Genomic DNA, 24809 nt, shown 5'->3' on the forward strand with positions numbered 1-24809 from the left:
GCCGCGGTGCGGGCAGCGGTCCTCCAGCGCCTGCACCTGGCCATCTTTATTGCGCCAGACCACAATCTGCTCGCCCAGGCGGGTGATGCCCACCGGCGCAGACTGCACTTCCCAGCTCGCCAGCACCGGATACCAGAGGCCACGCAGGCCTTTATCCAGATAATGTTGTACGGTCGTCGTCATCGCGTTGCCCTCAGTAGCCGTTAACCTGTAAGAATGCCTGGAAGCTGGCGTCGCTCCACGGCTCGCCCTGCTGGTCGTGCATGCGCACCGCGTTCAGCCCGCTTACCAGCTCCGGCAAGGTTTCAACGCCCTGCTCGAAGAGATCTTCCAGCGTCGCAATCAGCTTCACTTCCCAGCTTTCCGGCTCGCGGCTGCGGGTTTGCCAGATCAGGTTGGTGTAATCACCCGGCTTATGAATGGCGCCATTACCGCCCTCTGCCGGTGGGGTAAACTGGCGGCTTTCCGGCAGCGCCGGGTTGAAGTTCAGGGTGTCGCTCATGCCACGGTCTCCTCGACGAAGGTAATCTGAATCTGGTTTTCAAAGACCCGAACCGGGTAGCGGTTGAGGTTGCGCCCGCCGGGGCCGTGCAGGCACTGACCGGTTTTGACGTCGAATACCGCCTCGTGCAGCGGGCATTCCACCTTGCCGTCTTCCACGAAGCCCTGACTCAGCAGGGCATAGGCGTGCGGGCATACGTCCTCCAGCGCGTAATATTCACCGTCGATCAGGTAAACGCCGATCTCTTTACCGTCGACGTTGCCGCTAAAAGGGAAATCTTCCTGTACTTGCTCTGCGTCACATACGCCTATCCAGCTCATCACGATCCTCCAGGCTTTTGTTTCATATATGAAACTCTGTTTCTTATTTAATACGGTCAATATAAAAGCGATGAATGTTTCGTCAAGCGACAATGTGACGAATTTGTTAATCGATCAGCAATTAATTAACTAAGTGTGCAAGGGATCACGAAAAAATGCAGCGATATGAAATTTTCATTATTGCAGCGTGAGAAATACGTTTTTTTAATGGCCTCTTATTTTGAATAAAAGATATTGACTTCCTTTCTTTTTACTCTTTAAAAATAAATGAACGTCACCTCTTTCGCGTTTCACCTGTGAAACTCATTTTTAATTTATCTTTACTAAACAAAGAGTTTCACAGGTGAACCATTTTAGCTCCGTGACAATCACATTGATGAAAAATATAAGTTACAAAAAACGTAAGGCGGACATGATGACGGCAAGATGGCAAGGCACGATTGCGCTTTTATTACTCATTATTATTTCGTACGTCGATCGGGTAAATATCTCGGTAATGATTTTAAACCCGGAATTTGCCGAACATTTTCAGTTAAATGAAAACAGAATGTTACAGGGTATGCTCATGACCTGCTTTCTTCTGGGTTATGGTTTTTCCGCTCTATTATTAACGCCGGTTATTGAAAGCAAACTTCATTATCGGCAGGGATTATTAAGCAGCATTGCGATTTGGGCCGCGGTCTGCGCGGTTTCGCCTTTGCTCGGCTCGCTGACGGGAATGCTCATCGCCCGCGTGATTCTGGGGATCGCGGAGGGTCCGCTATTTTCGCTGAAAACGCGCTTTATCAGCGATAACTTTAGCGCGCAAGAGATCGGTAAACCCAACGCCGTGACCGCGCTGGGCGTCTCGCTCGGGCTGGCCGTGGGCTTTCCGCTGGTGACCTGGCTGATGTCGCATCTGGGCTGGGCCGGATCGTTTTATGCACTGGCGGCAATCAACCTTCTCCTCGGGGGCAGCTTAATCTGGCGTTTTCTGCCCGCGCCGCGCAAGCTCCCGACCGCGAAAAAACCGGGGTTTGTCCACACCTTCACGCTGGCCTGGCAGACGCCGCTGCTGGGCTGGATCATGGTGGTTGAAATCGCCACCCTGAGCTATCTCTGGGGGAGCAGCGCCTGGCTGCCCGCGTGGCTGCGTGACGAGCATCATTTCTCGCTGCATGCCACGGGCTGGCTTGCGGCGATCCCCTTCCTGCTCAGCCTGGGGTCAAAGTTTCTGGGCGGCGTGCTGCTCGACAAAATGCGTCCGGAACAGGCACCGATGCTGTTTGTGGCGGGCGGGGCGATGACGGCGCTGTCCGTGGTCGCGCTGATGCTCAGCCATCAGCCTGCCTGGCTGGCGCTGTTTATGCTTTCGGCTAATGTCTTCTGGGGGCTACAGGGGGCGGCTATTCCGGCGGTGATCCAGCATCACGCCGCGCGGGAAGCGGTGGGCAGCGCTTACGGCATAATCAATGGGATCGGCAATATCTGCGCGGCGTTTATTCCGCTGCTGATGGGGATGGTGATGAGATCGGTGGGGTCGGTCAGTTCAGGCTTTTCGGTGCTGGTCGTCTCGCAGGTTGTCACCCTGCTTGCCGGGGGAATGTTGCTGCTGCGCATGCGGCGCGCAGCAGCAATCAGCGCGTAAGGCTTATTCGCCTTTTTTCGCCGCCTGGATATAGAGCATTTCCAGCGCCAGGGTCGCCGCGGCCAGCGCGGTGATCTCGGACTGGTCATAGGCCGGAGCCACTTCCACCACGTCCATCCCGACGATGTTCAGATCCTTCAGGCCGCGCACCAGCTTGATGGCGCGGTCTGATGTCAGGCCGCCGATCACCGGCGTACCGGTACCCGGTGCGAATGCCGGATCCAGGCAGTCGATGTCGAAGGTCAGATAGACAGGCATGTCGCCGACGATCTGCTTAACCTGAGCCAGAATATCGTCCACGCCGCGATCGTTCACCTGGCCCGCGTCGAGTACGGTGAAGCCGTTGTCTTTGTCAAACTCGGTGCGGATGCCGATCTGCACCGAGTGGTTCGGATCGATCAGGCCTTCCTTCGGCGCGGTGTAGAACATGGTGCCGTGGTCGAACTCGCAGCCGTTCGCGTAGGTGTCGGTGTGCGCATCGAAGTGCACCAGCGCCATTTTACCGAAGTGCTTCGCGTGGGCGCGCAGCAGCGGCAGGGTCACGAAGTGGTCACCGCCGAAGGAGAGCATGCGTTTACCGGCCGCCAGCAGCTTCTCGGCGTGTGCCTGCAATTTTTCGCTCATCTCACGCGCGTCGCCGAAGGCGTACACCAGATCGCCGCAGTCCACCACGTTCAGGCGCTCGCGCATGTCGAAGTTCCACGGGAAGCGGTTGTGCTCCCAGGCCAGGTTAGTGGAAACCTGACGGATCGCCGCCGGACCATGACGACCACCCGCGCGACCGGACGTTGCCATGTCGAACGGTACGCCGGTGATCACCCAGTCCGCATCGCTGTCGTACGGCTGGAAGTTCATCGGAAGGCGTAAAAAACCAAACGCGTTAGATACCAGAGAGTTATCGTACTGATGACCTAAAGTGCTCATGTCCTGACCTCTTATAAAGTCGATACATTAAAAACAGATGAAAAAAAATCCCCTCCGCGTCGTTAAACCCGACGAGGAAGGGATTGATTCGTAAATCGCTAATTGGGGCGAATTATCGCCGTTAATTCATACGGGTTCAAGTGAGTATAGGGCATTGTGCGGTCTGTTGCCCTCACCCCGCCCCTCTCCCACCGGGAGAGGGAGTTTACCTACTCATCTTCCAGGTAGGTGTACCCGTACAGACCCGCTTCAAACTCTTCCAGGAACTGCTGCTGTAACGCGTCGTCCAGACCGGTGTTTTTCACCTGATCGCGGAACTGGGTGAGCAGTTTTTTCGGATCCAGCTGAACGTATTCGAGCATGTCCGCCACGGTGTCCCCTTCGTCGGACAGCTCAACCTCCACGCTGCCGTCAGGGAAGACAAACACGTCAACCGCTTCGGTATCACCGAACAGGTTGTGCATGTTGCCGAGGATCTCCTGATACGCCCCCACCATAAAGAAGCCCAGCATTGGTGGGTTCTCCGGATCGTACTCCGGCATTGGCATAGTGGTCGCAATACCGTCGCCGTCGACGTAATGGTCAATCGCGCCGTCAGAGTCACAGGTGATGTCCAGCAGCACGGCGCGGCGTTCCGGGGCGTGGTTCAGCCCTTCCAGCGGCAGAACCGGGAACAGCTGGTCGATACCCCAGGCATCCGGCATCGACTGGAACAGGGAGAAGTTGACGTACATTTTGTCCGCCATACGCTCCTGCAACTCGTCGATAATCGGACGGTGCGCGCGGTTGCTCGGGTCGAGCTGTTTCTGCACTTCGTGGCACATATTCAGGTAGAGCTGCTCGGCCCACGCGCGCTCTTGCAGGCTGAATGTGCCTGACGAGTAGCCGACGTGAATATCGTGCAGGTCCATCTGGCTGTCGTGCAGCCATTCGCGCAGGGAACGACGCGTGCCCGGCTCGTGCATCTCCTGCCAGGTTTCCCACATGCTTTGCAGGGAACGTGGGGCATCGTCTGCCGGAGGCGTGGCTTCGGTGATTTCGCTACGCTCAACGCCAATGATGTTAGAGACCAGTACCGTATGGTGCGCCGTGACCGCGCGGCCGGATTCGGTGATCACCGTCGGGTGCGGCAGGCCGTGCTCTTCGCAGGCATCGCCAATCGCCCAGATGATGTTGTTGGCATATTCGTTCAGGCCATAGTTTACCGAACAGTCAGACTGCGAGCGGGTCCCTTCGTAGTCCACGCCCAGGCCGCCGCCCACGTCAAAGCACTGAATATTCACGCCGAGCTTATGCAGCTCAACGTAGAAACGTGCCGATTCACGCACGCCGGTGGCGATGTCGCGAATGTTGGCCATCTGCGAGCCGAGGTGGAAGTGCAGCAGCTGAATGCTGTCCAGACGACCGCGCTCGCGCAGAATTTCCACCAGCTGAAGCACCTGGTTCGCCGCGAGGCCGAACTTGGATTTTTCACCGCCGGAAGACTGCCATTTACCGGAACCCTGCGACGCCAGTCGCGCACGCACGCCAAGGCGCGGGATCACGTTCAGACGCTCGGCCTCTTCCAGCACGATCGCGATTTCGGTCATCTTCTCGATCACCAGATAGACCTTGTGGCCCATCTTCTCGCCAATCAGCGCCAGACGAATGTATTCGCGATCTTTATAGCCGTTACAGACGATCACCGACCGGGTCATGCCCGCGTGCGCCAGAACCGCCATCAGCTCCGCTTTAGAGCCTGCTTCCAGGCCCAGCGGCTCGCCGGAGTGGATCAGGGACTCAATCACGCGACGGTGCTGGTTGACCTTGATCGGGTAAACGAGGAAATAGTCGCCGTTATAACCATACGATTCCCGCGCGCGTTTGAACGCGGCGTTAATAGAACGCAGGCGATGTTGCAGGATCTGCGGGAAGCAGAACAGTGCAGGCAAGCGCTGACCCTGCGCTTCACGGGTTTTCACCAGTTTAGCGAGATCCACGCGCGCTTCCGGGACGTCCGGATCCGGGCAGACACTGATGTGGCCCAGCTCGTTAACGTCGTAGTAGTTATTGCCCCACCAGGCAATATTGTAAGTGCGCAGCATCTTGCTGGCTTCCTCGGAGCTCATCGCAACCTCCTGCATAGAACGTAGTACACCCTGTTCGCCTGCTGACGAAGGCGAAAGCGAAGACATGTCGTCAGACATAGCGAACCTCAACTCTTTGTATTAAGTGTAAAACAGTTGACTACTATCGCAGCGTTATACGGCGATAACAACCCATTAACGGCTCCATTTCCCAGCAGAGTATGCTGAAATCCAGACCGTGCGACCGGTTTCTTATTCATATCATTGTAAAACACGTATCCGAACTCTGTATGACAAGGTTCGGCGAAACCACGAGAAAACTCCTGTATTAACAAGAGCGCCCTTGTTCAGTTTTCACAAAGCGTGACCGGCTCTGGAATCCTGAGAAGCACCGAGATGGGTATAACATCGGCAGGTGTTTAGACCAGAAGTGCGGGTGGGAATCAAATGCGCGCCAGAACGGCTGCGCTGAATGAGCGGAAAACGATGGTTCATTATCTGGTATCACCTCCACGGCCGCTTCTGCTGAAACGGACCACAAGCCAAAGCTAAAAGTTCACTGCTTAACCCGGCTGGAAGTGGCGACACGATGCGTTCATCGAGCGCTTATTTTATATGAGCCGCGCGCCGCGTTTTATACCGAGAAGGTCGCTAAAAAGCAAAACAAAAATGCGCAGGTTGCCAGCGTCGTCAGGAAAAATTTCCAGCCGTGTTTTCAACGCAATGAGAGGTGAGTCAAAAAAAACTGGAAATCGGGTGAAGAAGTGACCTAAAATAGACGTCCAGATGTTAATCCATCCATACCGATTAACACTCAGACTGCCAGTGTCAAAATCCTGTAGGCCTTGGTAGAATTATCTCCTATGGCTATTCCACACAGCAGCTTGAGCTAACCAAATTCCTCTTAGGTGAAATAAAACATGGCAAAACACCTGTTTACGTCCGAGTCCGTATCAGAAGGACATCCTGATAAAATTGCTGACCAAATCTCCGATGCGGTGCTGGATGCGATCCTCGCGCAGGATCCAAAGGCGCGCGTAGCGTGTGAAACCTATGTCAAAACCGGCATGGTTCTGGTTGGCGGTGAGATCACCACCAGCGCATGGGTTGATATCGAAGAGATCACCCGTAACACGGTGCGTGAGATCGGCTATGTACATTCTGATATGGGCTTTGATGCCAACTCCTGCGCCGTACTGAGCGCGATTGGCAAACAGTCTCCGGACATCAACCAGGGCGTTGACCGTGCCGATCCGCTGGAACAGGGCGCGGGCGACCAGGGCCTGATGTTCGGCTACGCAACCAACGAAACCGACGTGCTGATGCCAGCGCCGGTGACCTACGCACACCGTCTGGTGCAGCGTCAGGCTGAAGTACGTAAAAACGGCACCCTGCCGTGGCTGCGTCCGGATGCGAAAAGCCAGGTGACCTTCCAGTATGACGACGGGAAAATCGTCGGTATCGATGCCGTGGTTCTTTCCACGCAGCATGCTGAAGAGATTGACCAGAAATCCCTGCAAGAAGCGGTGATGGAAGAGATCATCAAGCCGGTTCTGCCAACTGAATGGCTGAGCTCTGCGACCAAATTCTTCATCAACCCAACCGGACGCTTTGTTATCGGCGGCCCAATGGGTGACTGCGGTCTGACCGGTCGTAAAATCATCGTAGATACCTACGGCGGCATGGCACGTCACGGCGGCGGCGCATTCTCCGGTAAAGATCCGTCTAAAGTTGACCGTTCTGCCGCGTACGCTGCACGTTATGTGGCGAAAAACATCGTTGCTGCCGGTCTGGCTGACCGCTGTGAAATTCAGGTTTCCTACGCCATCGGCGTGGCTGAGCCAACCTCCATCATGGTGGAAACCTTCGGTACTGAAAAAGTGCCTTCTGAACAGCTGACCCTGCTGGTGCGTGAGTTCTTCGACCTGCGTCCATACGGTCTGATTCAGATGCTGGATCTGCTGCACCCAATCTACCAGGAAACTGCAGCGTACGGTCACTTTGGTCGCGAACATTTCCCATGGGAAAAAACCGACAAAGCCGCCCTGCTGCGTGATGCTGCCGGTCTGAAATAATCGACTGCCAGCAGCTTAAAAAGGCCAGCCTTTGTGCTGGCCTTTTTTATGTCGGGTGGCGGCTATGCCTTACCCGACCTACGGGTAGTGAGTTTTTGTAGGCCGGGTAAGGCGCTAGTAGCCACCCGGCAATGTTTGGAACCGTTTACACCTCACTCTCTATACCCCGCTTTCAGAATATTCTCTTTGCATGATCGCATTTCTTCTGCTGTTACATTCCCTTTCAGTTAAGTCTGAAATTTGTGCAAACGCGATGCACATCAATTAATTTACCTCTATATTTTCAAAGCTTTAATTATTTTTACGGTTACAAGCCAGTGTAACCGATTACACCGTTGTGATTTGACTCACATATTTTTATGAGCCGCTCACCTACTCTTTATATCGTAAAAACTGATAACCCAACTGGAGGGCATAATGCCTGACAATAATAAACAGGGGCGTACGTCCAATAAGGCAATGACGTTCTTCGTCTGCTTCCTCGCCGCTCTGGCAGGATTACTCTTTGGCCTGGATATTGGCGTAATTGCCGGTGCATTACCTTTCATCACCGATGAGTTCCAGATTAGCGCACACACTCAGGAATGGGTGGTTAGCTCCATGATGTTCGGTGCCGCCGTCGGCGCGGTCGGCAGCGGCTGGCTCTCCTTTAAGCTCGGGCGTAAAAAGAGCCTGATGATTGGCGCGATCCTGTTCGTTGCCGGCTCACTGTTCTCTGCCGCTGCGCCTAATGTTGAAGTGCTGATCATCTCCCGCGTGCTGCTCGGTCTGGCAGTGGGCGTGGCGTCTTATACTGCCCCGCTGTACCTGTCTGAAATCGCTCCGGAAAAAATCCGCGGCAGCATGATTTCCATGTATCAGCTGATGATCACTATCGGTATTCTGGGGGCTTATCTCTCCGATACCGCCTTCAGCTACAGCGGCGCATGGCGCTGGATGCTGGGCGTCATCATCATTCCTGCCATCCTGCTGCTGATTGGCGTCTTCTTCCTGCCGGACAGTCCGCGCTGGTTCGCCGCCAAACGCCGCTTCCATGATGCCGAACGCGTGCTCTTACGCCTGCGTGATACCAGCGCCGAAGCCAAAAACGAGCTGGAAGAGATCCGCGAAAGCCTGAAGGTCAAACAGTCCGGCTGGGCGCTGTTCAAAGAGAACAGCAACTTCCGCCGCGCGGTGTTCCTCGGCGTGCTGTTACAGATCATGCAACAGTTCACCGGGATGAACGTCATCATGTATTACGCGCCGAAAATCTTCGAACTGGCGGGCTACACCAACACCACCGAGCAGATGTGGGGCACCGTGATCGTCGGCCTGACCAACGTGCTGGCGACCTTTATCGCTATCGGCCTGGTGGACCGCTGGGGACGTAAGCCAACCCTGACGCTGGGCTTCCTGGTGATGGCCGTCGGGATGGGCGTGCTGGGTACCATGATGCACATGGGCATTCACTCCCCAACGGCACAGTACTTCGCCGTGGCGATGCTGCTGATGTTTATCATTGGGTTTGCGATGAGCGCCGGTCCGCTGATTTGGGTGCTGTGCTCTGAGATCCAGCCGCTGAAAGGACGTGATTTTGGCATCACCTGCTCTACCGCGACCAACTGGATTGCCAACATGATCGTCGGCGCAACGTTCCTGACCATGCTTAATACTCTGGGTAATGCCAACACCTTCTGGGTCTACGCCGGTCTGAACCTGTTCTTTATTGTTCTCACTATCTGGCTGGTTCCTGAAACCAAACATGTTTCACTGGAACACATTGAACGTAACCTGATGAAAGGTCGTCCTCTGCGCGAAATCGGCGCACACGACTGATCCTCCTGCGGGAGGCGCCTCTTGCGCCTCCCCGCTTCCCGCTTTATGCTCTGCCCCTATGAAAGCACCCCGTCTCCCCATCGCCATTCAGCAAGCCGTTATGCGCAGCCTGCGGGAAAAACTCGCCCAGGCCAACCTGAAGCTCGGCCGCAATTATCCTGAACCGAAGCTGGTCTATCAGCAGCGTGGCACCGCGGCAGGTACCGCCTGGCTGGAATCGTATGAGATCCGCCTCAACCCGGTATTGATGATGGAAAATCAGCAGGCGTTTATCGAAGAAGTGGTGCCGCACGAGCTGGCGCATCTGCTGGTGTGGAAGCACTTTGGCCGCGTCGCGCCGCACGGCAAAGAGTGGAAGTGGATGATGGAGGCGGTGCTCGGCGTTCCGGCCCGTCGCACCCATCAGTTCGAGCTGGAATCGGTACGCCGCAATACCTTCCCCTACCGCTGCCAGTGCCAGCAGCACCAGCTTACCGTCCGCCGCCATAACCGCGTAGTGCGGGGCGAGGCGACCTACCGCTGCGTTAAATGCGGCGAACCGCTGGTTGCGGAATAATCACGCGAACTTTCAGGAACTTTCCTGATCTGACTGATTGCATACGGGAACAACATTCGTTACGTTGCGGGCTCGTTTTGACACGGAGTGTAAGATGTCCCGTAATGTTTCTCTCGCGGTCGCTTTTCTGGCGACAGCGCTCTCCGGCCATGCTCTGGCCGACGGTATTCACAGTTTCTCTCAGGCAAAAACCGCAGGCGTAAAGATTAACGCCGACGTACCGGGTGATTTCTACTGCGGCTGTAAAATTAACTGGCAGGGTAAGAAAGGGGTCGTGGATCTGGGATCCTGCGGCTATAAGGTGCGCAAGAACGAGAACCGCGCCAGCCGAATCGAATGGGAACACGTCGTTCCGGCCTGGCAGTTTGGCCACCAGCGCCAGTGCTGGCAGGACGGTGGACGTAAAAATTGCGCAAAAGATCCGGTCTACCGCCAGATGGAAAGCGATATGCACAACCTGCAACCCGCCGTGGGTGAGGTCAATGGCGACCGCGGAAACTTCATGTACAGCCAGTGGAACGGTGGCGAAGGCCAGTACGGTCAGTGCGCCATGAAGGTCGATTTCAAAGAGAAAGTCGCCGAACCGCCTGCCCGCGCGCGCGGTAGCATCGCCCGCACTTATTTCTATATGCGCGACCGCTACGATCTCAATCTTTCCCGCCAGCAGACGCAGCTCTTCAATGCCTGGGACAAGCTCTACCCGGTGACGGACTGGGAATGCCAGCGCGACGAACGTATCGCCAAAGTCCAGGGGAATCACAACCCTTACGTCCAGCGGGCTTGCCAGGCGCAAAAGAGCTAACCTACACTACGGCAATTCGCTTATATCGCATGACACATGGAATTTCTGACTATGCGCATCCCTCGCATCTATCACCCTGAACTGATTACCCCAGGCGGCGAAATCGCCCTGTCTGATGATGCCGCAAACCATGTAGGCCGCGTGCTGCGCATGGGTGCAGGCCAGGCGATTCAGCTCTTTGACGGCTCTAATCAGATTTTCGACGCTGAAATTACGCGCGCCGATAAAAAAAGCGTGCACGTGAAGGTGCTGCGTGGCGACGTGGATGACCGGGAATCGCCGCTGCACATTCACCTGGGCCAGGTGATGTCGCGTGGGGAAAAGATGGAGTTCACCATTCAGAAATCCATTGAACTGGGTGTAAGCCTCATTACGCCACTTTTTTCTGAGCGCTGCGGCGTTAAACTGGATGCGGAACGTCTGAACAAAAAGATCCAGCAGTGGCAAAAAATTGCCATTGCGGCCTGCGAACAGAGCGGCCGCAATCGTATCCCGGAGATCCGCCCGGCGATGGATCTGGAGGACTGGTGTGCAGAAGAGGAAAGCGGGCTTAAGCTCAATCTTCATCCGCGCGCCAGCGCCAGCATCAATACGCTGCCGCTGCCCGTTGAGCGTGTACGCCTGCTGATTGGCCCGGAAGGCGGCCTGTCGGCTGACGAAATTGCCATGACGGCGCGTTACCAGTTTACTGATATTCTGTTGGGACCTCGCGTTCTGCGCACTGAGACAACGGCACTCACCGCCATTACCGCGCTACAGGTGCGATTTGGCGATCTGGGTTGAAGCAAAGCCTGACCCATAACCGGAGAAGAAGATGATTAAGCTCGGCATCGTGATGGACCCCATCGCAAACATTAACATCAAGAAAGACTCCAGCTTCGCTATGCTGCTGGAAGCGCAGCGTCGCGGCTATGAACTCCACTACATGGAGATGAACGATCTTTACCTGATCAACGGTGAAGCCCGCGCACGCACCCGCATCGTTAACGTCGAGCAGAACTACGAAAAATGGTACGAATTCGGTACCGAGCAGGATATTGCCCTGGCCGACCTCAACGTCATCCTGATGCGTAAAGATCCGCCGTTCGACACCGAATACATTTATTCCACCTATATCCTTGAGCGTGCCGAAGAGAAAGGCACGCTGATCGTCAACAAGCCGCAGAGCCTGCGCGACTGCAACGAGAAGCTCTATACCGCATGGTTCTCTGACCTGACGCCGGAAACGCTCGTCACCCGCAGCAAAACGCAGCTGAAAGAATTCTGGCAGAAGCACGGCGACATCATCATGAAACCGCTGGACGGCATGGGCGGCGCGTCGATCTTCCGGGTGAAAGAAGGCGATCCGAACATTGGCGTGATTGCCGAAACGCTGACCGAGCTGGGAACCCGCTACTGTATGGCACAGAACTATCTGCCAGCCATTAAAGACGGCGACAAGCGTGTGCTGGTCGTAGACGGCGAGCCGGTGCCTTACTGCCTGGCGCGTATTCCGCAGGGAGGGGAAACCCGTGGCAACCTGGCGGCTGGCGGCCGTGGCGAACCGCGTCCGTTAAGCGAAAGCGACTGGGAAATTGCCCGCCGCGTCGGCCCTACGCTTAAAGCCAAAGGCCTGATCTTCGTTGGCCTCGATATCATCGGCGATCGTCTGACCGAAGTGAACGTCACCAGCCCAACCTGCATTCGTGAAATCGAAGCGGAATTCCCGATCTCGATCACCGGAATGCTGATGGACGCTATCGAAAAACGTTTACAGAAATAACCTGTGACAGCGCCTGTGTTTATCCCCATACTGGGCGCTGTCGCTTTTTAAACCAGGAAACAGTACCTCTGACAATGAATTTACAGCATCACTTTCTTATTGCCATGCCTGCTCTCCAGGATCCGATTTTCCGCCGCGCCGTGGTCTATATTTGTGAATACAACGAAGACGGCGCGATGGGGATTATCATCAATAAGCCGCTGGAAAACCTTCAGGTTGAAGGGATTCTGGACAAGCTGAAAATCCCTGCTGAAGCGCGGCTGCCGGAAATCCGTCTTGATAAACCGGTGATGCTCGGCGGCCCGCTTGCAGAAGATCGTGGTTTTATCCTGCATACCCCGCCGGTTTTCTCGTCCAGCATTCGTATCTCCGATAACACCGTCGTCACCACCTCTCGCGATGTGCTTGAAACGCTGGGCACTGCCAGTCAGCCTTCTGAGGTGCTGGTTGCGCTCGGTTACGCCTCCTGGGAAAAAGGGCAGCTGGAACAAGAAATTCTGGATAACGCCTGGCTGACGGCCCCTGCGGATATGAATATCCTGTTTAAAACCCCTATCGCCGATCGCTGGCGTGACGCGGCAAAACTGATTGGCATTGATATTCTGACCATGCCTGGCGTTGCGGGGCACGCGTAATGAGCGGCACCCTTCTCGCCTTCGACTTCGGCACCAAAAGCATCGGCGTCGCTGTGGGTCAACGGATCACCGGCACCGCTCGCCCGCTCACTGCGCTGAAAGCTAACGACGGCACGCCGGACTGGAACCTTATTGAGCGCTTGCTCAAAGAGTGGCAGCCGGACGACGTGATTGTCGGTCTGCCGCTGAACATGGACGGCACCGAGCAGCCGCTTACCGCCCGCGCGCGCAAGTTCGCGAACAAAATCCATGGCCGCTTTGGTGTCTCCGTTAAGCTGCACGATGAACGTTTGAGCACCGTCGAGGCACGCGCTGGCCTGTTCGAGCACGGTGGCTTCCGGGCGTTGAACAAAGGCAGCGTGGATTCAGCTTCAGCCGTCATTATCCTCGAAAGCTATTTCGACCAGGGTTACTGAGCGCCGGGGCCTACAGCCGCCCCTGCGCCCGTCGCTCCGCCAGACTCTGCTCAAAGTTCTGCATCCCCGCCTGCTGCCCCGTTTGAATAATGCCCGGCAGTTGCCAGGTTTTGCCTTCGCGGATCAAGTTTGCCGCCGCCGAGGTATTCACCAGCAGCTCATACAGCGCCACGCGCCCGCCCTGGACATCCTGACGCAGCTTCTGCGCCAGAACCGCACGCAGGCTTCCCGCCAGCTGATTACGCACCGGATCTTTCTCCTGCGCCGGAAAGGTATCGACCAGGCGCTCGATCGCCTGCGCCGCACCGCGCGTGTGCAGCGTGGCCAACACCAGATGGCCGGTTTCCGCCGCCGTCAGCGCCAGGCGTATCGTCTCGCTGTCGCGCAGCTCACCAAGCAGAATCACATCCGGATCTTCACGCAGCGCGCTGCGCAGCGCCTCGGCAAAGGACGGGCTGTGCTGGCCTATCTCCCGCTGCCGGATGAGGCAACGTTCACTCTGGTACATAAACTCCACCGGATCTTCAAGGGTCAGAATGTGCCCGTCCGTCTGGTGATTGAGAAAATCGACCATCGCGGCCAGAGTGGTCGATTTCCCGCTGCCGGTGGCGCCGGTGACCAGAATCAGGCCATTGTCATTGGACAAAAGCTCCGGGATCGCGCGCGGCACGCCTAATGCAGAGAGCTGCGGGCACGTCAGCGGCAACAGGCGCAGCGCGATCGAAACGCCGTGCATATGCTTAAACGCACTGCCGCGCAGCCGCTGACCGCCTGTGAGGGTAACGGCAAAATCCACCTGCCCGTTTGCCCACCAGGCGCCCTGCTGTTCGTCATTGAGCCACGCTTTTAATAACGCCTCCACATCCGGGGGCGGAAACGGCGCAGGTTCAAGACGGCCTGACCTGCGCCAGCGCGGTGGTGAATCACTGCACAGGTGTAGATCGGAGACGTTATGCTTTACACTAAGGGCCACAATTTCTTCCACATCCATAGACAACTCCTCGGAAAATGAACGACATTGCGCATAACCTGGCACAGGTCCGGGACAAAATCTCAGCCGCGGCAACGCGTTGCGGCCGTGCTCCAGAAGAAATTACGTTGCTTGCAGTCAGCAAAACCAAGCCTGCGAGCGCCATCGCAGAAGCGATAGCCGCCGGTCATCGTGCCTTTGGTGAAAACTATGTGCAGGAAGGCGTAGATAAGATTCTCGCTTTCCGGGAACGGGGAAATGCAGACCTGCAATGGCACTTTATCGGTCCGCTACAGTCGAACAAAAGCCGTCTGGTAGCAGAGCACTTCGACTGGTGTCACACCATCGATCGTCTGCGTATCGCTACCCGTTTGAGCGACCAGCGCCCTATTGAGATGCCAGCGCTTAACGTGCTAATTCAAATCAACATCAGCGATGAAAACAGCAAGTCCGGCATTACGCTGAGCGAACTGGATGCGCTGGCGGCGGACGTGGCGGCGCTGCCGCGCTTAATCCTGCGCGGGCTGATGGCTATCCCGGCGCCAGAGTCAAGTTATGAAAGGCAGTTTGCCGTAGCACAGCAAATGGCTGTAGCATTTGAGGCGCTTAAAGCGCGCTATGACACGGTAGACACGCTTTCTCTGGGCATGTCGGATGATATGGAAGCCGCCATCGCGGCAGGCAGCACCATGGTGCGCATCGGCACGGCAATTTTCGGTGCGCGCGATTACCCCCAATAATAAGGAAACCTGAGGAACGCCATGAAGACGTTGACTTTCCTGCTTTCAACGGTCATTGAACTGTATACGATGGCGCTGCTGTTGCGCGTCTGGATGCAGTGGGCCCGTTGTGATTTTTACAATCCATTCTCACAATTTATCGTGAAAATCACGCAGCCCATTGTGGGGCCGCTTCGCCGCATCATTCCGGCAATGGGGCCGATTGACAGTTCATCTCTGCTGATGGCGTTTATTCTGAGCGTTATCAAAGCGATCGTGCTGTTTATGGTCATCACTTTCCAGCCGATTATCTGGATTTCAGCCGTTCTGATCCTGGTTAAAACCGTCGGCTCGCTGATCTTCTGGGTCCTGCTGGTGATGGCGATCATGAGCTGGGTAAGCCGGGGCCGTAGCCCGGTGGAGTACGCGTTGATTCAGCTGACAGAACCGTTGCTGCGTCCAATTCGTAGCCTGCTGCCTGCGATGGGCGGAATCGACTTCTCGCCGATGCTTCTCGTTCTGCTGCTGTACGTACTGAATATGGGTATCGCGGAACTGTTACAGGCGACGGGTAATATGCTGCTGCCGGGGCTGTGGATGGCGTTATGAGTGCAGTTAGCCCCTGCGCCGACGGGCTGGTTTTACGGCTGTACATTCAGCCGAAAGCCAGCCGCGACAGTATTGTTGGGCTGCATGGCGACGAGCTAAAAGTCGCCATCACTGCCCCGCCGGTTGACGGCCAGGCGAATGCGCATCTGACCAAATATCTGGCTAAACAGTTTCGCGTCGCTAAAAGCCAGGTCATCATTGAGAAAGGTGAACTTGGCCGGCATAAACAGGTAAAAATCCTTAACCCGCAATCTATCCCGACGGAAGTCGCGGCTCTGACAGAACAGGACTAAACCATGCAGAAAGTTGTTCTCGCCACCGGTAACGCCGGTAAAGTGCGCGAGCTGGCCTCGCTATTAAATGATTTTGGGCTGGACGTGGTGGCTCAGACCGAGCTGGGCGTGGACTCCGCCGAAGAGACCGGCCTGACGTTTATCGAAAACGCCATTCTGAAAGCGCGCCATGCGGCGCAGGTAACCGGCCTGCCCGCGATTGCCGATGATTCCGGTCTGGCCGTGGATTTTCTGGGCGGTGCGCCGGGGATTTACTCCGCCCGCTATTCCGGGCCGGACGCCACCGACCAGCAGAACCTGGAAAAGCTGCTTGTGGCCCTGAAAGACGTTCCTGACGAACAGCGTACCGCGCAGTTCCACTGCGTGCTGGTCTACATGCGTCACGCGGAAGATCCCACGCCGATTGTCTGCCACGGCAGCTGGCCGGGCGTGATCACCCGTGAAGCGGCGGGCAACGGCGGCTTTGGTTACGACCCGATTTTCTTTGTCCCGACCGAGGGCAAAACCGCTGCGGAACTCACCCGCGAAGAGAAAAGCGCGATCTCCCACCGTGGACGCGCCCTGAAACTGTTACTGGAAGCACTGCGTAATGGCTAATTTGCCGCCTCTGAGTCTTTATATTCACATCCCATGGTGCGTGCAGAAATGTCCGTACTGTGATTTCAACTCGCACGCGCTGAAGGGTGAAGTGCCGCACGATGATTACGTCGCGCATCTGCTGGCCGATCTGGATGCCGATGTACCGTACGCACAGGGACGTGAAGTGAAGACCATTTTTATTGGTGGCGGTACGCCGAGCCTGCTTTCAGGCCCGGCGATGCAGACGCTGCTGGACGGTGTGCGCGCACGCCTGAACCTGGCAGCGGATGCTGAAATTACGATGGAAGCCAACCCCGGCACCGTTGAGGCCGACCGTTTTGTCGAGTACCAGCGTGCGGGCGTGAACCGTATCTCTATCGGCGTGCAGAGCTTTAGCGAGCCAAAGCTGAAGCGTCTGGGGCGCATTCACGGCCCGGAAGAGGCAAAGCGCGCGGCAAACCTGGCAACGGGGCTTGGGCTGCGCAGCTTTAACCTCGACCTGATGCACGGCCTGCCGGATCAGTCGCTCGAAGAAGCGCTGGACGATTTGCGTCAGGCGATTGAACTGAACCCGCCGCATCTGTCGTGGTATCAGTTGACCATTGAACCGAACACCCTGTTTGGTTCGCGCCCGCCGGTGCTGCCGGACGACGACGCGCTGTGGGATATCTTCGAGCAGGGCCACCAGCTTTTGACCGCGGCGGGATATCAGCAATACGAAACGTCGGCGTATGCGAAGCCGGGCTATCAGTGTCAGCACAATCTGAACTACTGGCGTTTTGGCGACTATCTCGGAATTGGCTGCGGTGCGCACGGCAAGGTGACCTTCCCGGACGGACGCATTCTGCGTACCGCCAAAACGCGTCATCCGCGCGGGTATATGGAAGGCCGCTACCTGGAGCGTCAGCACGACGTCGAGGCGGTGGATAAGCCGTTTGAGTTCTTTATGAACCGCTTCCGTCTGCTGGAAGCCGCTCCGCGCGCGGAATTTACACGTTATACCGGGCTGCCGGAGTCAGTGATTCGCCCGCAGATTGACGAGGCGCTGGCGCAGGGGTATCTGACCGAGTGTGATGAGTCCTGGCAGATCACCGAGCACGGCAAGCTGTTCCTGAACTCCCTTCTTGAGTTGTTCCTCGCTGAAAATCCTGAAGGCTGATTCAGGATTTTACATCCCGTTCTGCTGGCTGAGGGAAAGGCTGGCAGAGTGTGGGGATGGAAACAATACGTTCATACGCAAAGCAGCTCAGACGCGAGCTGACACAGGAAGAAAGACGGCTTTGGTATTTACTGCGCAGCCGCCGTTTCGAAAATTATAAATTTCGCCGACAGCACCCGGTAGGTAACTACATTCTGGATTTCGCCTGTTGCGCGGCTCGGCTGGCCGTTGAGCTGGATGGCGGACAACATGATGAAAATCAGGAATACGATCGACAAAGGACATTGTGGTTAAACCATAAGGACTGGCACGTCATTCGATTCTGGAACAACGAACTCTGGAATAACGAAGAGGCGGTGTTAGAAAGGATCCTTGTAACGCTGCAAGCGCTGCAACCCTCACCCCGGCCCTCTCCCTGAAAGGGAGAGGGGGCAAACATCCCCTCGCCCCTTTGGGGAGAGGGTTAGGGTGAGGGGCTAAGTGAATTACTTCAACGTCCCCACCAGCGCCTTCCGGCTGTCTTCCAGCGACACCACGCGCTTACACACGTCTTTGCCGAACTGCTGGAAATCGGCTTCCTGATTCTTCCACTCGTTCTGAATCGAGGTTTGCAGTCCGCCCAGACTACCCAGTACACCCTGCAAAGGATTACCGCCACCCTTCAGCACCGCTTTGGCGCCCATCTCGTTGATGCTGTCCTGGAGAATGCCGCCCATCGCCTGGTTCACCAGTTGCTGACCGTCGGCACGCACCTGATCGATCGCCTTATAGTGGAACGTCAGGCCATCAGAGCGCGTCTCGATAATACGGTTCATCTGCTCTTTCAGCTGCTTATCCAGCTTCGTCAGGCGGGTGCGCATATTGCTGCTCTCCCCCACCTCTTTGGTGATGATTTTATCCAGCGCCACGCGGCTCTTTTCAACGCGGGTCAGCGCGCCATCGTTGATCCAGGGCAGCGCGGTACGCAACTCGGCCTGGTAGTCCATCGCCTGCTCGCGCTGTGCGGCCGTCAGGTTTTGCGGTTTGCCGTTAAAGGTCACGTTGCCATCCGGCGTAATCACCAGATTGCCATTCTCGCCCTTAACCTGCACGGTTTGCGGACTCAGCACCACGTCATCACGCGGGGTGACGCTACATTTATACTCCGCATGGGCGGTGGATCCGATTGCCAGTAAAGCAACAGCCAGCAACGTTTTGCGCATCTTAAACACTCCCTCAGACAAAATGGGCCAGCTAATGCTGGCCCCGTTCTTGCTTTATTAGTCCCACCAAACGTCGAAAAGTTCGCTAACGCGGACATCTTCCAGTTTGTGGTCTTCAAGCCATTTGCGTACCAGCGCCTGATGCTCTTCGGTGCATTTCCCCACATCCTGGGTGCAAATCAGACCTTCCCACGCCAGATAGCCGCTACCGTCGAAGGCCAGCTTGTTTGGCTCGATCACCTCGTTGATGAACGCATCAACGTCCTGATCGATCTGCTCAACGCTGGTGCCTTCCGGGAAACGCCAGGCAACGGAGAAACCCACTTCCTGGAATTCTTCGATGTGCATCTTTTTACGCAGACGACGGCTACGATTCTTTGCCATTATTTCACCCTCTCGAACATTAAGTCCCATACGCCGTGACCAAGACGATGGCCACGCTGTTCAAATTTTGTCACCGGACGTGAATCCGGACGCGGTACGTAGTCGTTGCTTTCAGACTGATTTTTATACCCGTCCAGGGACGACATCACTTCCAGCATATGTTCCGCATAAGGTTCCCAGTCGGTTGCCATGTGGAAAACGCCGCCCAGCTTGAGCTTACTTTTCACCAGCTCGGCAAACGGTGCCTGAACGATACGGCGTTTATTATGACGCGCTTTGTGCCATGGGTCAGGGAAAAAGAGCTGAACCATGTTCAAAGAATTGTCAGGAATCATTTTGTGCAGCACTTCCACCGCGTCGTGACACATGACGCGCAGGTTCTCAACGCCCTCTTCATGGGCCGTTGCCAGGCATGCGCCGACGCCCGGCGAATGTACTTCAATACCGAGGAAGTTCTGCTCCGGGCGCGCTTTCGCCATAGTGACCAGCGAGGTGCCCATACCAAAGCCGATCTCCAGGGTCACTGGCGCGTCGCGGCCAAACAGGTCGGTGAAGTCGAGCGGTTGCTCGCTGAACTCAACGCCCATCACCGGCCAGTAGTTGTCCAGCGCGTGTTGCTGCCCTTTTGTCAGGCGCCCCTGACGGCGGACAAAGCTGCGAATACGGCGCAGCGGGCGACCGTTTTCATCAAATTCCGGTGAAATGACGTCGTTTTTCATAAAAGAGTTGTCTGCTTGTGAGAATGTTCGGGAAACGGGCATTATCCAAAGTTAAGGCTTCTATGCAAGCATGGGAAAGATCCGGTTTACAGCAGATTGACGCTGTGCTGCAATCTGCGTCCCTGATTAAGCGAATCGATGACCATGCAAGCCTCTCAATTTTCAGCCCAGGTGCTGGACTGGTACGACAAATACGGGCGTAAAACCCTGCCCTGGCAAATTGAAAAAACGCCGTACAAAGTATGGCTCTCCGAGGTGATGTTGCAACAAACGCAGGTCGCGACGGTCATTCCTTACTTCGAGCGTTTTATGGCGCGCTTCCCGACAGTCACCGATCTGGCGAACGCCCCGTTGGACGAGGTGCTGCACCTGTGGACCGGGCTTGGCTATTACGCCCGCGCGCGCAACCTGCACAAGGCCGCACAGCAGGTCGCGACGCGCCACAACGGTAAATTCCCGGAAACCTTCGACGAGGTGGCGGATTTGCCCGGCGTCGGGCGTTCGACCGCAGGCGCAATCCTCTCCCTCTCTTTAGGCAAACATTTCCCTATTCTCGACGGCAACGTCAAGCGCGTGCTCGCACGCTGCTACGCCGTAGATGGCTGGCCGGGTAAGAAAGAGGTTGAGAAACGCCTGTGGGAGATAAGTGAAGCGGTCACTCCGGCGAAAGGGGTGGAGCGTTTTAACCAGGCGATGATGGATCTGGGCGCGATGGTCTGTACCCGTTCAAAACCGAAGTGCGAACTCTGCCCGGTAAACAACCTCTGCGTGGCCTATGCGAACCACACCTGGGCGCAGTATCCGGGGAAAAAACCGAAGCAGACGCTGCCTGAACGCACCGGGTACATGCTGCTGATGCAGCATGGCGACGAGGTGTTTCTCGCTCAGCGCCCGCCGAGTGGCCTGTGGGGTGGTCTATACTGCTTCCCACAGTTTGAGGATGAAGCCTCGCTTCGGGCATGGCTTGAACAGCGCGGCATTGCGGCCGAAACCCTGACGCAACTCAACGCGTTCCGTCATACCTTCAGCCATTTCCATCTGGACATTGTGCCGATGTGGCTTCCCGTGTCCTCATTCACGTCGTGCATGGATGAAGGCACCGCTCTCTGGTATAACTTAGCGCAACCGCCATCAGTCGGGCTGGCGGCTCCCGTGGAGCGCCTGTTACAGCAATTACGTGTCGGTGCAATGGTTTAGCATCGGCAAGACAAAGAGGAATGAGTATGGCCAGAACCATTTTTTGTACTTTCCTACAGCGCGACGCTGAAGGCCAGGATTTCCAGCTCTACCCGGGCGACCTGGGTAAGCGCATTTACAACGAGATCTCCAAAGAAGCCTGGGGACAGTGGCAGAAAAAACAGACCATGCTGATCAACGAGAAAAAGCTCAGCATGATGAACCCGGAACACCGCAAACTGCTGGAGCAGGAGATGGTGAACTTCCTGTTCGAGGGTAAAGACGTCCACATCGAAGGCTATACGCCACCGGAAAAATAATAACGCGCAGCTGCTGCCCGGCTGCGCTGCGCTTGCACGGGCCTACGGTTTTGTAGGTCGGGTAAGCGCAGCGCTACCCGGCAACAGCAACCCCAAAGCAAACACAACACGCACTCCCGGAATGATGAAAAAACTTTTAGCGCTAGCCCTTGTTGCGCCGTTGCTTGTGTCTTGTTCTTCCAAAAAAGGCGATGAATACAACGAAGCCTGGGTCAAGGACACCAACGGTTTTGACATTTTGATGGGGCAGTTTGCCCACAACATCGAGAACATATGGGGATTTAACGAAGTTCTTATTGCCGGACCGAAGGACTACGTTAAGTACACCGACGCCTATCAGACCCGTAGCCACATCAACTTTGATGACGGTACGATTACGGTTGAAACCATCGCGGGGACTGAACCTGCGGCGCATTTACGTCAGGCCATCATTAAAACCCTGCTGATGGGCGACGATCCGGGGTCTATCGACCTCTACTCTGATGCCGATGACATCACCATCTCCAAAGAGCCGTTCCTGTATGGCCAGGTCGTTGACCAGACCGGTCAGCCGATCCGCTGGGAAGGCCGCGCCACGAAATTTGCCGACTACCTGCTGCAAACGCGCCTGAAAAGCCGTACCAACGGCCTGAAAGTGATCTACAGCGTCACCATCAACCTGGTGCCGAACCACCTCGACAAACGTGCGCATAAGTATCTGGGCATGGTGCGTCAGGCGTCGCGTAAGTATGGCGTGGATGAGTCGCTGATCCTGGCGATTATGCAGACCGAGTCCTCGTTCAACCCCTACGCGGTAAGCCGTTCCGACGCGCTGGGGCTGATGCAGGTTGTGCAGCACAGCGCCGGTAAAGACGTGTTCCGCGCGCAGGGGAAATCCGGCACGCCGAGCCGCAGCTACCTGTTTGACCCGCAGAGCAACATTGATACCGGCACGGCCTATCTGGCGATGCTGAACAATGTCTATCTCGGCGGGATTGATAACCCAACCTCACGTCGCTATGCGGTGATCACCGCCTACAACGGCGGGGCGGGCAGCGTGCTGCGCGTCTTCTCGAATGACAAAGTGCAGGCCGCGAACATCATCAACAGCATGGCGCCGGGGGATGTGTACGCTACCCTCACCACCCGCCACCCGTCTGCGGAATCCCGCCGCTATCTGTATAAGGTGAATACGGCGCAGAAGAACTATCGTCGCCGCTAAAAACCAACACCACCCCTCACCCTGCCCTCTCCCCAAAGGGGAGAGGGTGTTCAAGTTCCCTCTCCCCTTTGGGGAGAGGGTTAGGGTGAGGGGGCATCAGGCCGCACTCATCCCCCCCACCCATACGAAAATGCTATTTGCATCACAATCCAGACTGCAAATTAATGTGGATTGCATTTTTTTGCGGGAGGTAACAAAACATAACGTTGCCAACTGATAGAATTGCATCAAATAACAACCCTGAATGTTCCTATAACAACATATCTCCCGCTCACTTGTGAGGAAAGTAACATGAACCTTAAGCTGCAGCTTAAAATCTTGTCGTTTCTGCAGTTCTGCCTGTGGGGTAGCTGGCTGACTACACTCGGCTCCTATATGTTTGTGACGCTCAAGTTCGATGGTGCGTCGATCGGTGCCGTTTACAGCTCGCTGGGCATTGCGGCTGTTTTCATGCCAACGCTGCTCGGTATCGTGGCGGATAAATGGTTAAGTGCGAAATGGCTATACATGCTTTGCCATCTGGTGGGTGCGGGGACGCTGTTTATGGCGGCCGAAGTGACCACGCCGGGGGCGATGTTTATGGTGATCCTGCTTAACTCGCTGGCGTATATGCCAACGCTTGGCCTGATCAACACCATCTCCTACTACCGCCTGAAATCTGCCGGACTGGATATCGTCACCGACTTCCCGCCTATCCGTATCTGGGGCACCATCGGCTTTATCATGGCGATGTGGGGCGTGAGCTTCGCGGGCTTCGAGCTGAGCCATATGCAGCTGTATATTGGTGCCGCGCTCTCCGTGCTGCTGGCGCTGTTCACCCTGACGCTGCCCACCATTCCGGTGTCTAACCAGCAGAAAAACCAGAGCTGGAGCACCATGCTTGGCCTGGACGCTTTCGCACTGTTTAAAAACAAGCGCATGGCGATCTTCTTTATCTTCTCCATGCTGCTGGGCGCGGAACTGCAAATCACCAACATGTTCGGTAATACCTTCCTGCACAGCTTCGATAACGATCCGCTGTTTGCCGGGAGCTTTATCGTCGAACACGCGTCGGTGATGATGTCCATCTCGCAGATCTCCGAGACGCTGTTCATCCTGACCATCCCGTTCTTCCTGAGCCGCTACGGTATCAAGAACGTCATGCTGATCAGTATCGCCGCCTGGATGTTGCGCTTCGGTCTGTTCGCCTATGGCGACCCAAGCGCGTTCGGCACCGTGCTGCTGGTTCTGTCGATGATTGTTTACGGCTGTGCCTTCGACTTCTTCAACATCTCCGGCTCGGTGTTTGTGGAAAAAGAGGTGAAGCCTGAAATCCGCGCCAGTGCGCAGGGCATGTTCCTGATGATGACCAACGGCTTCGGTTGTATTCTGGGCGGCGTGGTAAGCGGTAAAGTGGTTGAGATGTACACCACCAACGGCATTACAGACTGGCAGCCGGTGTGGCTGATCTTCGCCGGGTACTCGCTGGTGCTGTTCTTCGCGTTCATCGCGCTGTTCAAGTACAAGCATGTTCGCGTGCCGAATGGTGCGCAGCCGATCGCGCATTGATTGTTGTGCCCGGTGGCGCTGCGCTTACCGGGCCTACAAAACCAGACCGTAGGCCGGGTAAGGCGTAGCCGCCACCCGGCTATTTTATAGCAGACAGCACCCACCCCACCGACAGCAAATCCGCGCTGCCGCCCGGACTCAGGTTTCGTTCAATCAGTGCCTTATCCATCTTAAGCAACGCCTCGCGATCCCAGCCACTTGCCAGCAGTTCCCGCGCGTAGCCCTGAACATAGCGCAGCCCCTGAATGCCGCCGCGTGACACGAGATTACTGTCCTGATTGACCGCCATCAGGCGCAACAGCAGGTCGTGAAGCAACTGTCCGTTCCACTGCCCCAGCGCCTTACGCACCGTCGCAAAGCCGCTCTCCGCCTCGCCTCGCGCCCCGGTTAAGCCGTAATGCTGAAACTGCCGCTCCCCCGCCGTTGCCTG

Annotated in this window: 30 protein-coding genes; 19 read left to right on the forward strand and 11 right to left on the reverse strand. The window is 56.2% G+C overall.

Features of this window, described 5'->3' with window-relative positions; genetic code table 11:
- From DD606_RS18895 to DD606_RS18905, 3 genes are all read right to left on the reverse strand, one after another.
- Window positions 1–183 (reverse strand): Rieske 2Fe-2S domain-containing protein (locus DD606_RS18895; RefSeq protein WP_139158325.1); only part of this gene is annotated, 183 nt, incomplete at its 3' end.
- Between the two features lie 10 nt (window positions 184–193).
- Window positions 194–502, reverse strand: a complete 309-nt coding sequence (locus DD606_RS18900; protein WP_022651826.1) for a recombinase-like helix-turn-helix domain-containing protein — start codon at window positions 500–502, stop codon at window positions 194–196.
- A complete protein-coding gene (locus DD606_RS18905) occupies window positions 499–822 on the reverse strand; it encodes a non-heme iron oxygenase ferredoxin subunit (protein ID WP_003860044.1) in 324 nt (107 codons plus the stop codon). The genes DD606_RS18900 and DD606_RS18905 overlap by 4 nt, the downstream gene beginning before the upstream one ends.
- Window positions 823–1237: 415 nt before the next feature.
- On the opposite strand from DD606_RS18905, the gene DD606_RS18910 reads away from it, so the two are divergent.
- Complete coding sequence (locus DD606_RS18910; RefSeq protein ID WP_059294389.1) at window positions 1238–2449, forward strand: MFS transporter; 1212 nt, start codon at window positions 1238–1240, stop codon at window positions 2447–2449.
- Window positions 2450–2452: 3 nt separating this feature from the next.
- Here the strand turns inward: DD606_RS18910 and speB are convergent, their stop codons facing one another.
- The 3 genes from speB to yqgB all read right to left on the reverse strand — a co-directional run bounded on the left by speB (window position 2453) and on the right by yqgB (window position 5699).
- Window positions 2453–3373 carry an agmatinase gene (gene speB / locus DD606_RS18915; protein ID WP_017382921.1) on the reverse strand — a complete coding sequence of 307 codons (921 nt, stop codon included), beginning with the start codon at window positions 3371–3373 and terminating at the stop codon, window positions 2453–2455.
- A gap of 209 nt (window positions 3374–3582) precedes the next feature.
- Window positions 3583–5559, reverse strand: coding sequence for a biosynthetic arginine decarboxylase (gene speA, locus DD606_RS18920; protein WP_047654192.1), 1977 nt, complete (start codon window positions 5557–5559; stop codon window positions 3583–3585).
- Window positions 5560–5567: 8 nt separating this feature from the next.
- Window positions 5568–5699 carry an acid stress response protein YqgB gene (yqgB, locus tag DD606_RS18925; protein WP_057979949.1) on the reverse strand — a complete coding sequence of 44 codons (132 nt, stop codon included), beginning with the start codon at window positions 5697–5699 and terminating at the stop codon, window positions 5568–5570.
- 660 nt (window positions 5700–6359) lie between these two features.
- Here yqgB and metK point away from each other — a divergent pair.
- The 8 genes from metK to ruvX all read left to right on the forward strand — a co-directional run bounded on the left by metK (window position 6360) and on the right by ruvX (window position 13500).
- The gene (metK, locus tag DD606_RS18935; RefSeq protein ID WP_003860037.1) at window positions 6360–7514 is read left to right on the forward strand and encodes a methionine adenosyltransferase; all 1155 of its coding nucleotides are present in this window, start codon (window positions 6360–6362) and stop codon (window positions 7512–7514) included.
- A gap of 417 nt (window positions 7515–7931) precedes the next feature.
- Complete coding sequence (gene galP, locus DD606_RS18940) at window positions 7932–9329, forward strand: galactose/proton symporter (protein ID WP_015571832.1); 1398 nt, start codon at window positions 7932–7934, stop codon at window positions 9327–9329.
- Window positions 9330–9387: 58 nt separating this feature from the next.
- Entirely contained in the window at window positions 9388–9885 is a 498-nt protein-coding gene (locus DD606_RS18945; RefSeq protein WP_003860035.1) for a SprT family zinc-dependent metalloprotease, read from the forward strand.
- Window positions 9886–9979: 94 nt separating this feature from the next.
- Complete coding sequence (endA, locus tag DD606_RS18950; protein WP_003860034.1) at window positions 9980–10687, forward strand: deoxyribonuclease I; 708 nt, start codon at window positions 9980–9982, stop codon at window positions 10685–10687.
- A 51-nt stretch (window positions 10688–10738) separates the two neighbouring features.
- Window positions 10739–11470 carry a 16S rRNA (uracil(1498)-N(3))-methyltransferase gene (gene rsmE, locus DD606_RS18955; protein ID WP_003860033.1) on the forward strand — a complete coding sequence of 244 codons (732 nt, stop codon included), beginning with the start codon at window positions 10739–10741 and terminating at the stop codon, window positions 11468–11470.
- 31 nt (window positions 11471–11501) lie between these two features.
- Window positions 11502–12449: a glutathione synthase gene (gshB, locus tag DD606_RS18960; protein WP_003860032.1), complete on the forward strand. Its 948-nt coding sequence runs from the start codon at window positions 11502–11504 to the stop codon at window positions 12447–12449.
- Between the two features lie 74 nt (window positions 12450–12523).
- Complete coding sequence (locus DD606_RS18965; RefSeq protein WP_003860031.1) at window positions 12524–13084, forward strand: YqgE/AlgH family protein; 561 nt, start codon at window positions 12524–12526, stop codon at window positions 13082–13084.
- Entirely contained in the window at window positions 13084–13500 is a 417-nt protein-coding gene (gene ruvX, locus DD606_RS18970) for a Holliday junction resolvase RuvX (protein ID WP_003860030.1), read from the forward strand. The genes DD606_RS18965 and ruvX overlap by 1 nt, the downstream gene beginning before the upstream one ends.
- A gap of 10 nt (window positions 13501–13510) precedes the next feature.
- Here ruvX and DD606_RS18975 read toward each other — a convergent pair whose 3' ends face one another.
- On the reverse strand, window positions 13511–14491 hold the full coding sequence (locus DD606_RS18975; RefSeq protein ID WP_109948520.1) for a type IV pilus twitching motility protein PilT: 981 nt from the start codon (window positions 14489–14491) through the stop codon (window positions 13511–13513).
- A 17-nt stretch (window positions 14492–14508) separates the two neighbouring features.
- Here DD606_RS18975 and DD606_RS18980 point away from each other — a divergent pair, with 17 nt between their 5' ends.
- Genes DD606_RS18980 through DD606_RS19005 form a run of 6 tightly spaced genes read left to right on the forward strand, consistent with a single transcriptional unit; the run spans window position 14509 to window position 18248 of the window.
- The gene (locus tag DD606_RS18980; RefSeq protein ID WP_047053922.1) at window positions 14509–15210 is read left to right on the forward strand and encodes a YggS family pyridoxal phosphate-dependent enzyme; all 702 of its coding nucleotides are present in this window, start codon (window positions 14509–14511) and stop codon (window positions 15208–15210) included.
- Window positions 15211–15231: 21 nt separating this feature from the next.
- Window positions 15232–15798 (forward strand): YggT family protein, encoded by a 567-nt coding sequence (locus tag DD606_RS18985; protein ID WP_003860024.1) that lies wholly within the window; start codon window positions 15232–15234, stop codon window positions 15796–15798.
- Window positions 15795–16091, forward strand: a complete 297-nt coding sequence (gene yggU, locus DD606_RS18990) for a DUF167 family protein YggU (RefSeq protein ID WP_003860023.1) — start codon at window positions 15795–15797, stop codon at window positions 16089–16091. Before DD606_RS18985 ends, yggU begins: the two co-directional genes overlap by 4 nt.
- A 3-nt stretch (window positions 16092–16094) precedes the next feature.
- On the forward strand, window positions 16095–16688 hold the full coding sequence (locus DD606_RS18995) for an XTP/dITP diphosphatase (RefSeq protein ID WP_022651831.1): 594 nt from the start codon (window positions 16095–16097) through the stop codon (window positions 16686–16688).
- A complete protein-coding gene (gene hemW, locus DD606_RS19000; protein WP_003860019.1) occupies window positions 16681–17829 on the forward strand; it encodes a radical SAM family heme chaperone HemW in 1149 nt (382 codons plus the stop codon). Before DD606_RS18995 ends, hemW begins: the two co-directional genes overlap by 8 nt.
- Window positions 17830–17885: 56 nt before the next feature.
- On the forward strand, window positions 17886–18248 hold the full coding sequence (locus DD606_RS19005; RefSeq protein ID WP_045337264.1) for an endonuclease domain-containing protein: 363 nt from the start codon (window positions 17886–17888) through the stop codon (window positions 18246–18248).
- A gap of 66 nt (window positions 18249–18314) precedes the next feature.
- Here the strand turns inward: DD606_RS19005 and DD606_RS19010 are convergent, their stop codons facing one another.
- Genes DD606_RS19010 through trmB form a run of 3 tightly spaced genes read right to left on the reverse strand, consistent with a single transcriptional unit; the run spans window position 18315 to window position 20134 of the window.
- Complete coding sequence (locus tag DD606_RS19010) at window positions 18315–19031, reverse strand: DUF2884 domain-containing protein (protein ID WP_003862419.1); 717 nt, start codon at window positions 19029–19031, stop codon at window positions 18315–18317.
- A 57-nt stretch (window positions 19032–19088) separates the two neighbouring features.
- On the reverse strand, window positions 19089–19415 hold the full coding sequence (locus tag DD606_RS19015; protein WP_129258983.1) for a YggL family protein: 327 nt from the start codon (window positions 19413–19415) through the stop codon (window positions 19089–19091).
- A complete protein-coding gene (gene trmB, locus DD606_RS19020) occupies window positions 19415–20134 on the reverse strand; it encodes a tRNA (guanosine(46)-N7)-methyltransferase TrmB (protein WP_015571843.1) in 720 nt (239 codons plus the stop codon). Before trmB ends, DD606_RS19015 begins: the two co-directional genes overlap by 1 nt.
- A gap of 144 nt (window positions 20135–20278) precedes the next feature.
- Between trmB and mutY the strand changes: the two genes are divergently transcribed.
- The 4 genes from mutY (at window position 20279) to DD606_RS19040 (ending at window position 24379) form a co-directional block, all read left to right on the forward strand.
- A complete protein-coding gene (gene mutY, locus DD606_RS19025; RefSeq protein WP_023314826.1) occupies window positions 20279–21331 on the forward strand; it encodes an A/G-specific adenine glycosylase in 1053 nt (350 codons plus the stop codon).
- A 26-nt stretch (window positions 21332–21357) separates the two neighbouring features.
- Entirely contained in the window at window positions 21358–21630 is a 273-nt protein-coding gene (locus DD606_RS19030) for an oxidative damage protection protein (RefSeq protein ID WP_003862425.1), read from the forward strand.
- A gap of 124 nt (window positions 21631–21754) precedes the next feature.
- On the forward strand, window positions 21755–22831 hold the full coding sequence (gene mltC / locus DD606_RS19035; protein ID WP_003862427.1) for a membrane-bound lytic murein transglycosylase MltC: 1077 nt from the start codon (window positions 21755–21757) through the stop codon (window positions 22829–22831).
- Between the two features lie 291 nt (window positions 22832–23122).
- Window positions 23123–24379 (forward strand): nucleoside permease, encoded by a 1257-nt coding sequence (locus DD606_RS19040; protein WP_003862429.1) that lies wholly within the window; start codon window positions 23123–23125, stop codon window positions 24377–24379.
- Window positions 24380–24458: 79 nt separating this feature from the next.
- On the opposite strand, the gene DD606_RS19045 is transcribed toward DD606_RS19040, so the two are convergent.
- Window positions 24459–24809 (reverse strand): triphosphoribosyl-dephospho-CoA synthase (locus DD606_RS19045; protein ID WP_176691451.1); only part of this gene is annotated, 351 nt, incomplete at its 5' end.

It is taken from the genome of Enterobacter cloacae complex sp. GF14B, assembly GCF_004136805.1.
GTDB classification, from domain to species: Bacteria; Pseudomonadota; Gammaproteobacteria; order Enterobacterales; family Enterobacteriaceae; genus Enterobacter; species Enterobacter hormaechei_C.

Coding starts and splice junctions, on each gene's coding strand:
- DD606_RS18900 (WP_022651826.1), bottom strand. CDS start 502: ATGAGCGACACCCTGAACTTCAACCCGGCGCTGCCGGAAAGCCGCCAG.
- DD606_RS18905 (WP_003860044.1), bottom strand. CDS start 822: ATGAGCTGGATAGGCGTATGTGACGCAGAGCAAGTACAGGAAGATTTC.
- DD606_RS18910 (WP_059294389.1), top strand. CDS start 1,238: ATGACGGCAAGATGGCAAGGCACGATTGCGCTTTTATTACTCATTATT.
- speB (WP_017382921.1), bottom strand. CDS start 3,373: ATGAGCACTTTAGGTCATCAGTACGATAACTCTCTGGTATCTAACGCG.
- speA (WP_047654192.1), bottom strand. CDS start 5,559: ATGTCTGACGACATGTCTTCGCTTTCGCCTTCGTCAGCAGGCGAACAG.
- yqgB (WP_057979949.1), bottom strand. CDS start 5,699: ATGAATAAGAAACCGGTCGCACGGTCTGGATTTCAGCATACTCTGCTG.
- metK (WP_003860037.1), top strand. CDS start 6,360: ATGGCAAAACACCTGTTTACGTCCGAGTCCGTATCAGAAGGACATCCT.
- galP (WP_015571832.1), top strand. CDS start 7,932: ATGCCTGACAATAATAAACAGGGGCGTACGTCCAATAAGGCAATGACG.
- DD606_RS18945 (WP_003860035.1), top strand. CDS start 9,388: ATGAAAGCACCCCGTCTCCCCATCGCCATTCAGCAAGCCGTTATGCGC.
- endA (WP_003860034.1), top strand. CDS start 9,980: ATGTCCCGTAATGTTTCTCTCGCGGTCGCTTTTCTGGCGACAGCGCTC.
- rsmE (WP_003860033.1), top strand. CDS start 10,739: ATGCGCATCCCTCGCATCTATCACCCTGAACTGATTACCCCAGGCGGC.
- gshB (WP_003860032.1), top strand. CDS start 11,502: ATGATTAAGCTCGGCATCGTGATGGACCCCATCGCAAACATTAACATC.
- DD606_RS18965 (WP_003860031.1), top strand. CDS start 12,524: ATGAATTTACAGCATCACTTTCTTATTGCCATGCCTGCTCTCCAGGAT.
- ruvX (WP_003860030.1), top strand. CDS start 13,084: ATGAGCGGCACCCTTCTCGCCTTCGACTTCGGCACCAAAAGCATCGGC.
- DD606_RS18975 (WP_109948520.1), bottom strand. CDS start 14,491: ATGGATGTGGAAGAAATTGTGGCCCTTAGTGTAAAGCATAACGTCTCC.
- DD606_RS18980 (WP_047053922.1), top strand. CDS start 14,509: ATGAACGACATTGCGCATAACCTGGCACAGGTCCGGGACAAAATCTCA.
- DD606_RS18985 (WP_003860024.1), top strand. CDS start 15,232: ATGAAGACGTTGACTTTCCTGCTTTCAACGGTCATTGAACTGTATACG.
- yggU (WP_003860023.1), top strand. CDS start 15,795: ATGAGTGCAGTTAGCCCCTGCGCCGACGGGCTGGTTTTACGGCTGTAC.
- DD606_RS18995 (WP_022651831.1), top strand. CDS start 16,095: ATGCAGAAAGTTGTTCTCGCCACCGGTAACGCCGGTAAAGTGCGCGAG.
- hemW (WP_003860019.1), top strand. CDS start 16,681: ATGGCTAATTTGCCGCCTCTGAGTCTTTATATTCACATCCCATGGTGC.
- DD606_RS19005 (WP_045337264.1), top strand. CDS start 17,886: ATGGAAACAATACGTTCATACGCAAAGCAGCTCAGACGCGAGCTGACA.
- DD606_RS19010 (WP_003862419.1), bottom strand. CDS start 19,031: ATGCGCAAAACGTTGCTGGCTGTTGCTTTACTGGCAATCGGATCCACC.
- DD606_RS19015 (WP_129258983.1), bottom strand. CDS start 19,415: ATGGCAAAGAATCGTAGCCGTCGTCTGCGTAAAAAGATGCACATCGAA.
- trmB (WP_015571843.1), bottom strand. CDS start 20,134: ATGAAAAACGACGTCATTTCACCGGAATTTGATGAAAACGGTCGCCCG.
- mutY (WP_023314826.1), top strand. CDS start 20,279: ATGCAAGCCTCTCAATTTTCAGCCCAGGTGCTGGACTGGTACGACAAA.
- DD606_RS19030 (WP_003862425.1), top strand. CDS start 21,358: ATGGCCAGAACCATTTTTTGTACTTTCCTACAGCGCGACGCTGAAGGC.
- mltC (WP_003862427.1), top strand. CDS start 21,755: ATGAAAAAACTTTTAGCGCTAGCCCTTGTTGCGCCGTTGCTTGTGTCT.
- DD606_RS19040 (WP_003862429.1), top strand. CDS start 23,123: ATGAACCTTAAGCTGCAGCTTAAAATCTTGTCGTTTCTGCAGTTCTGC.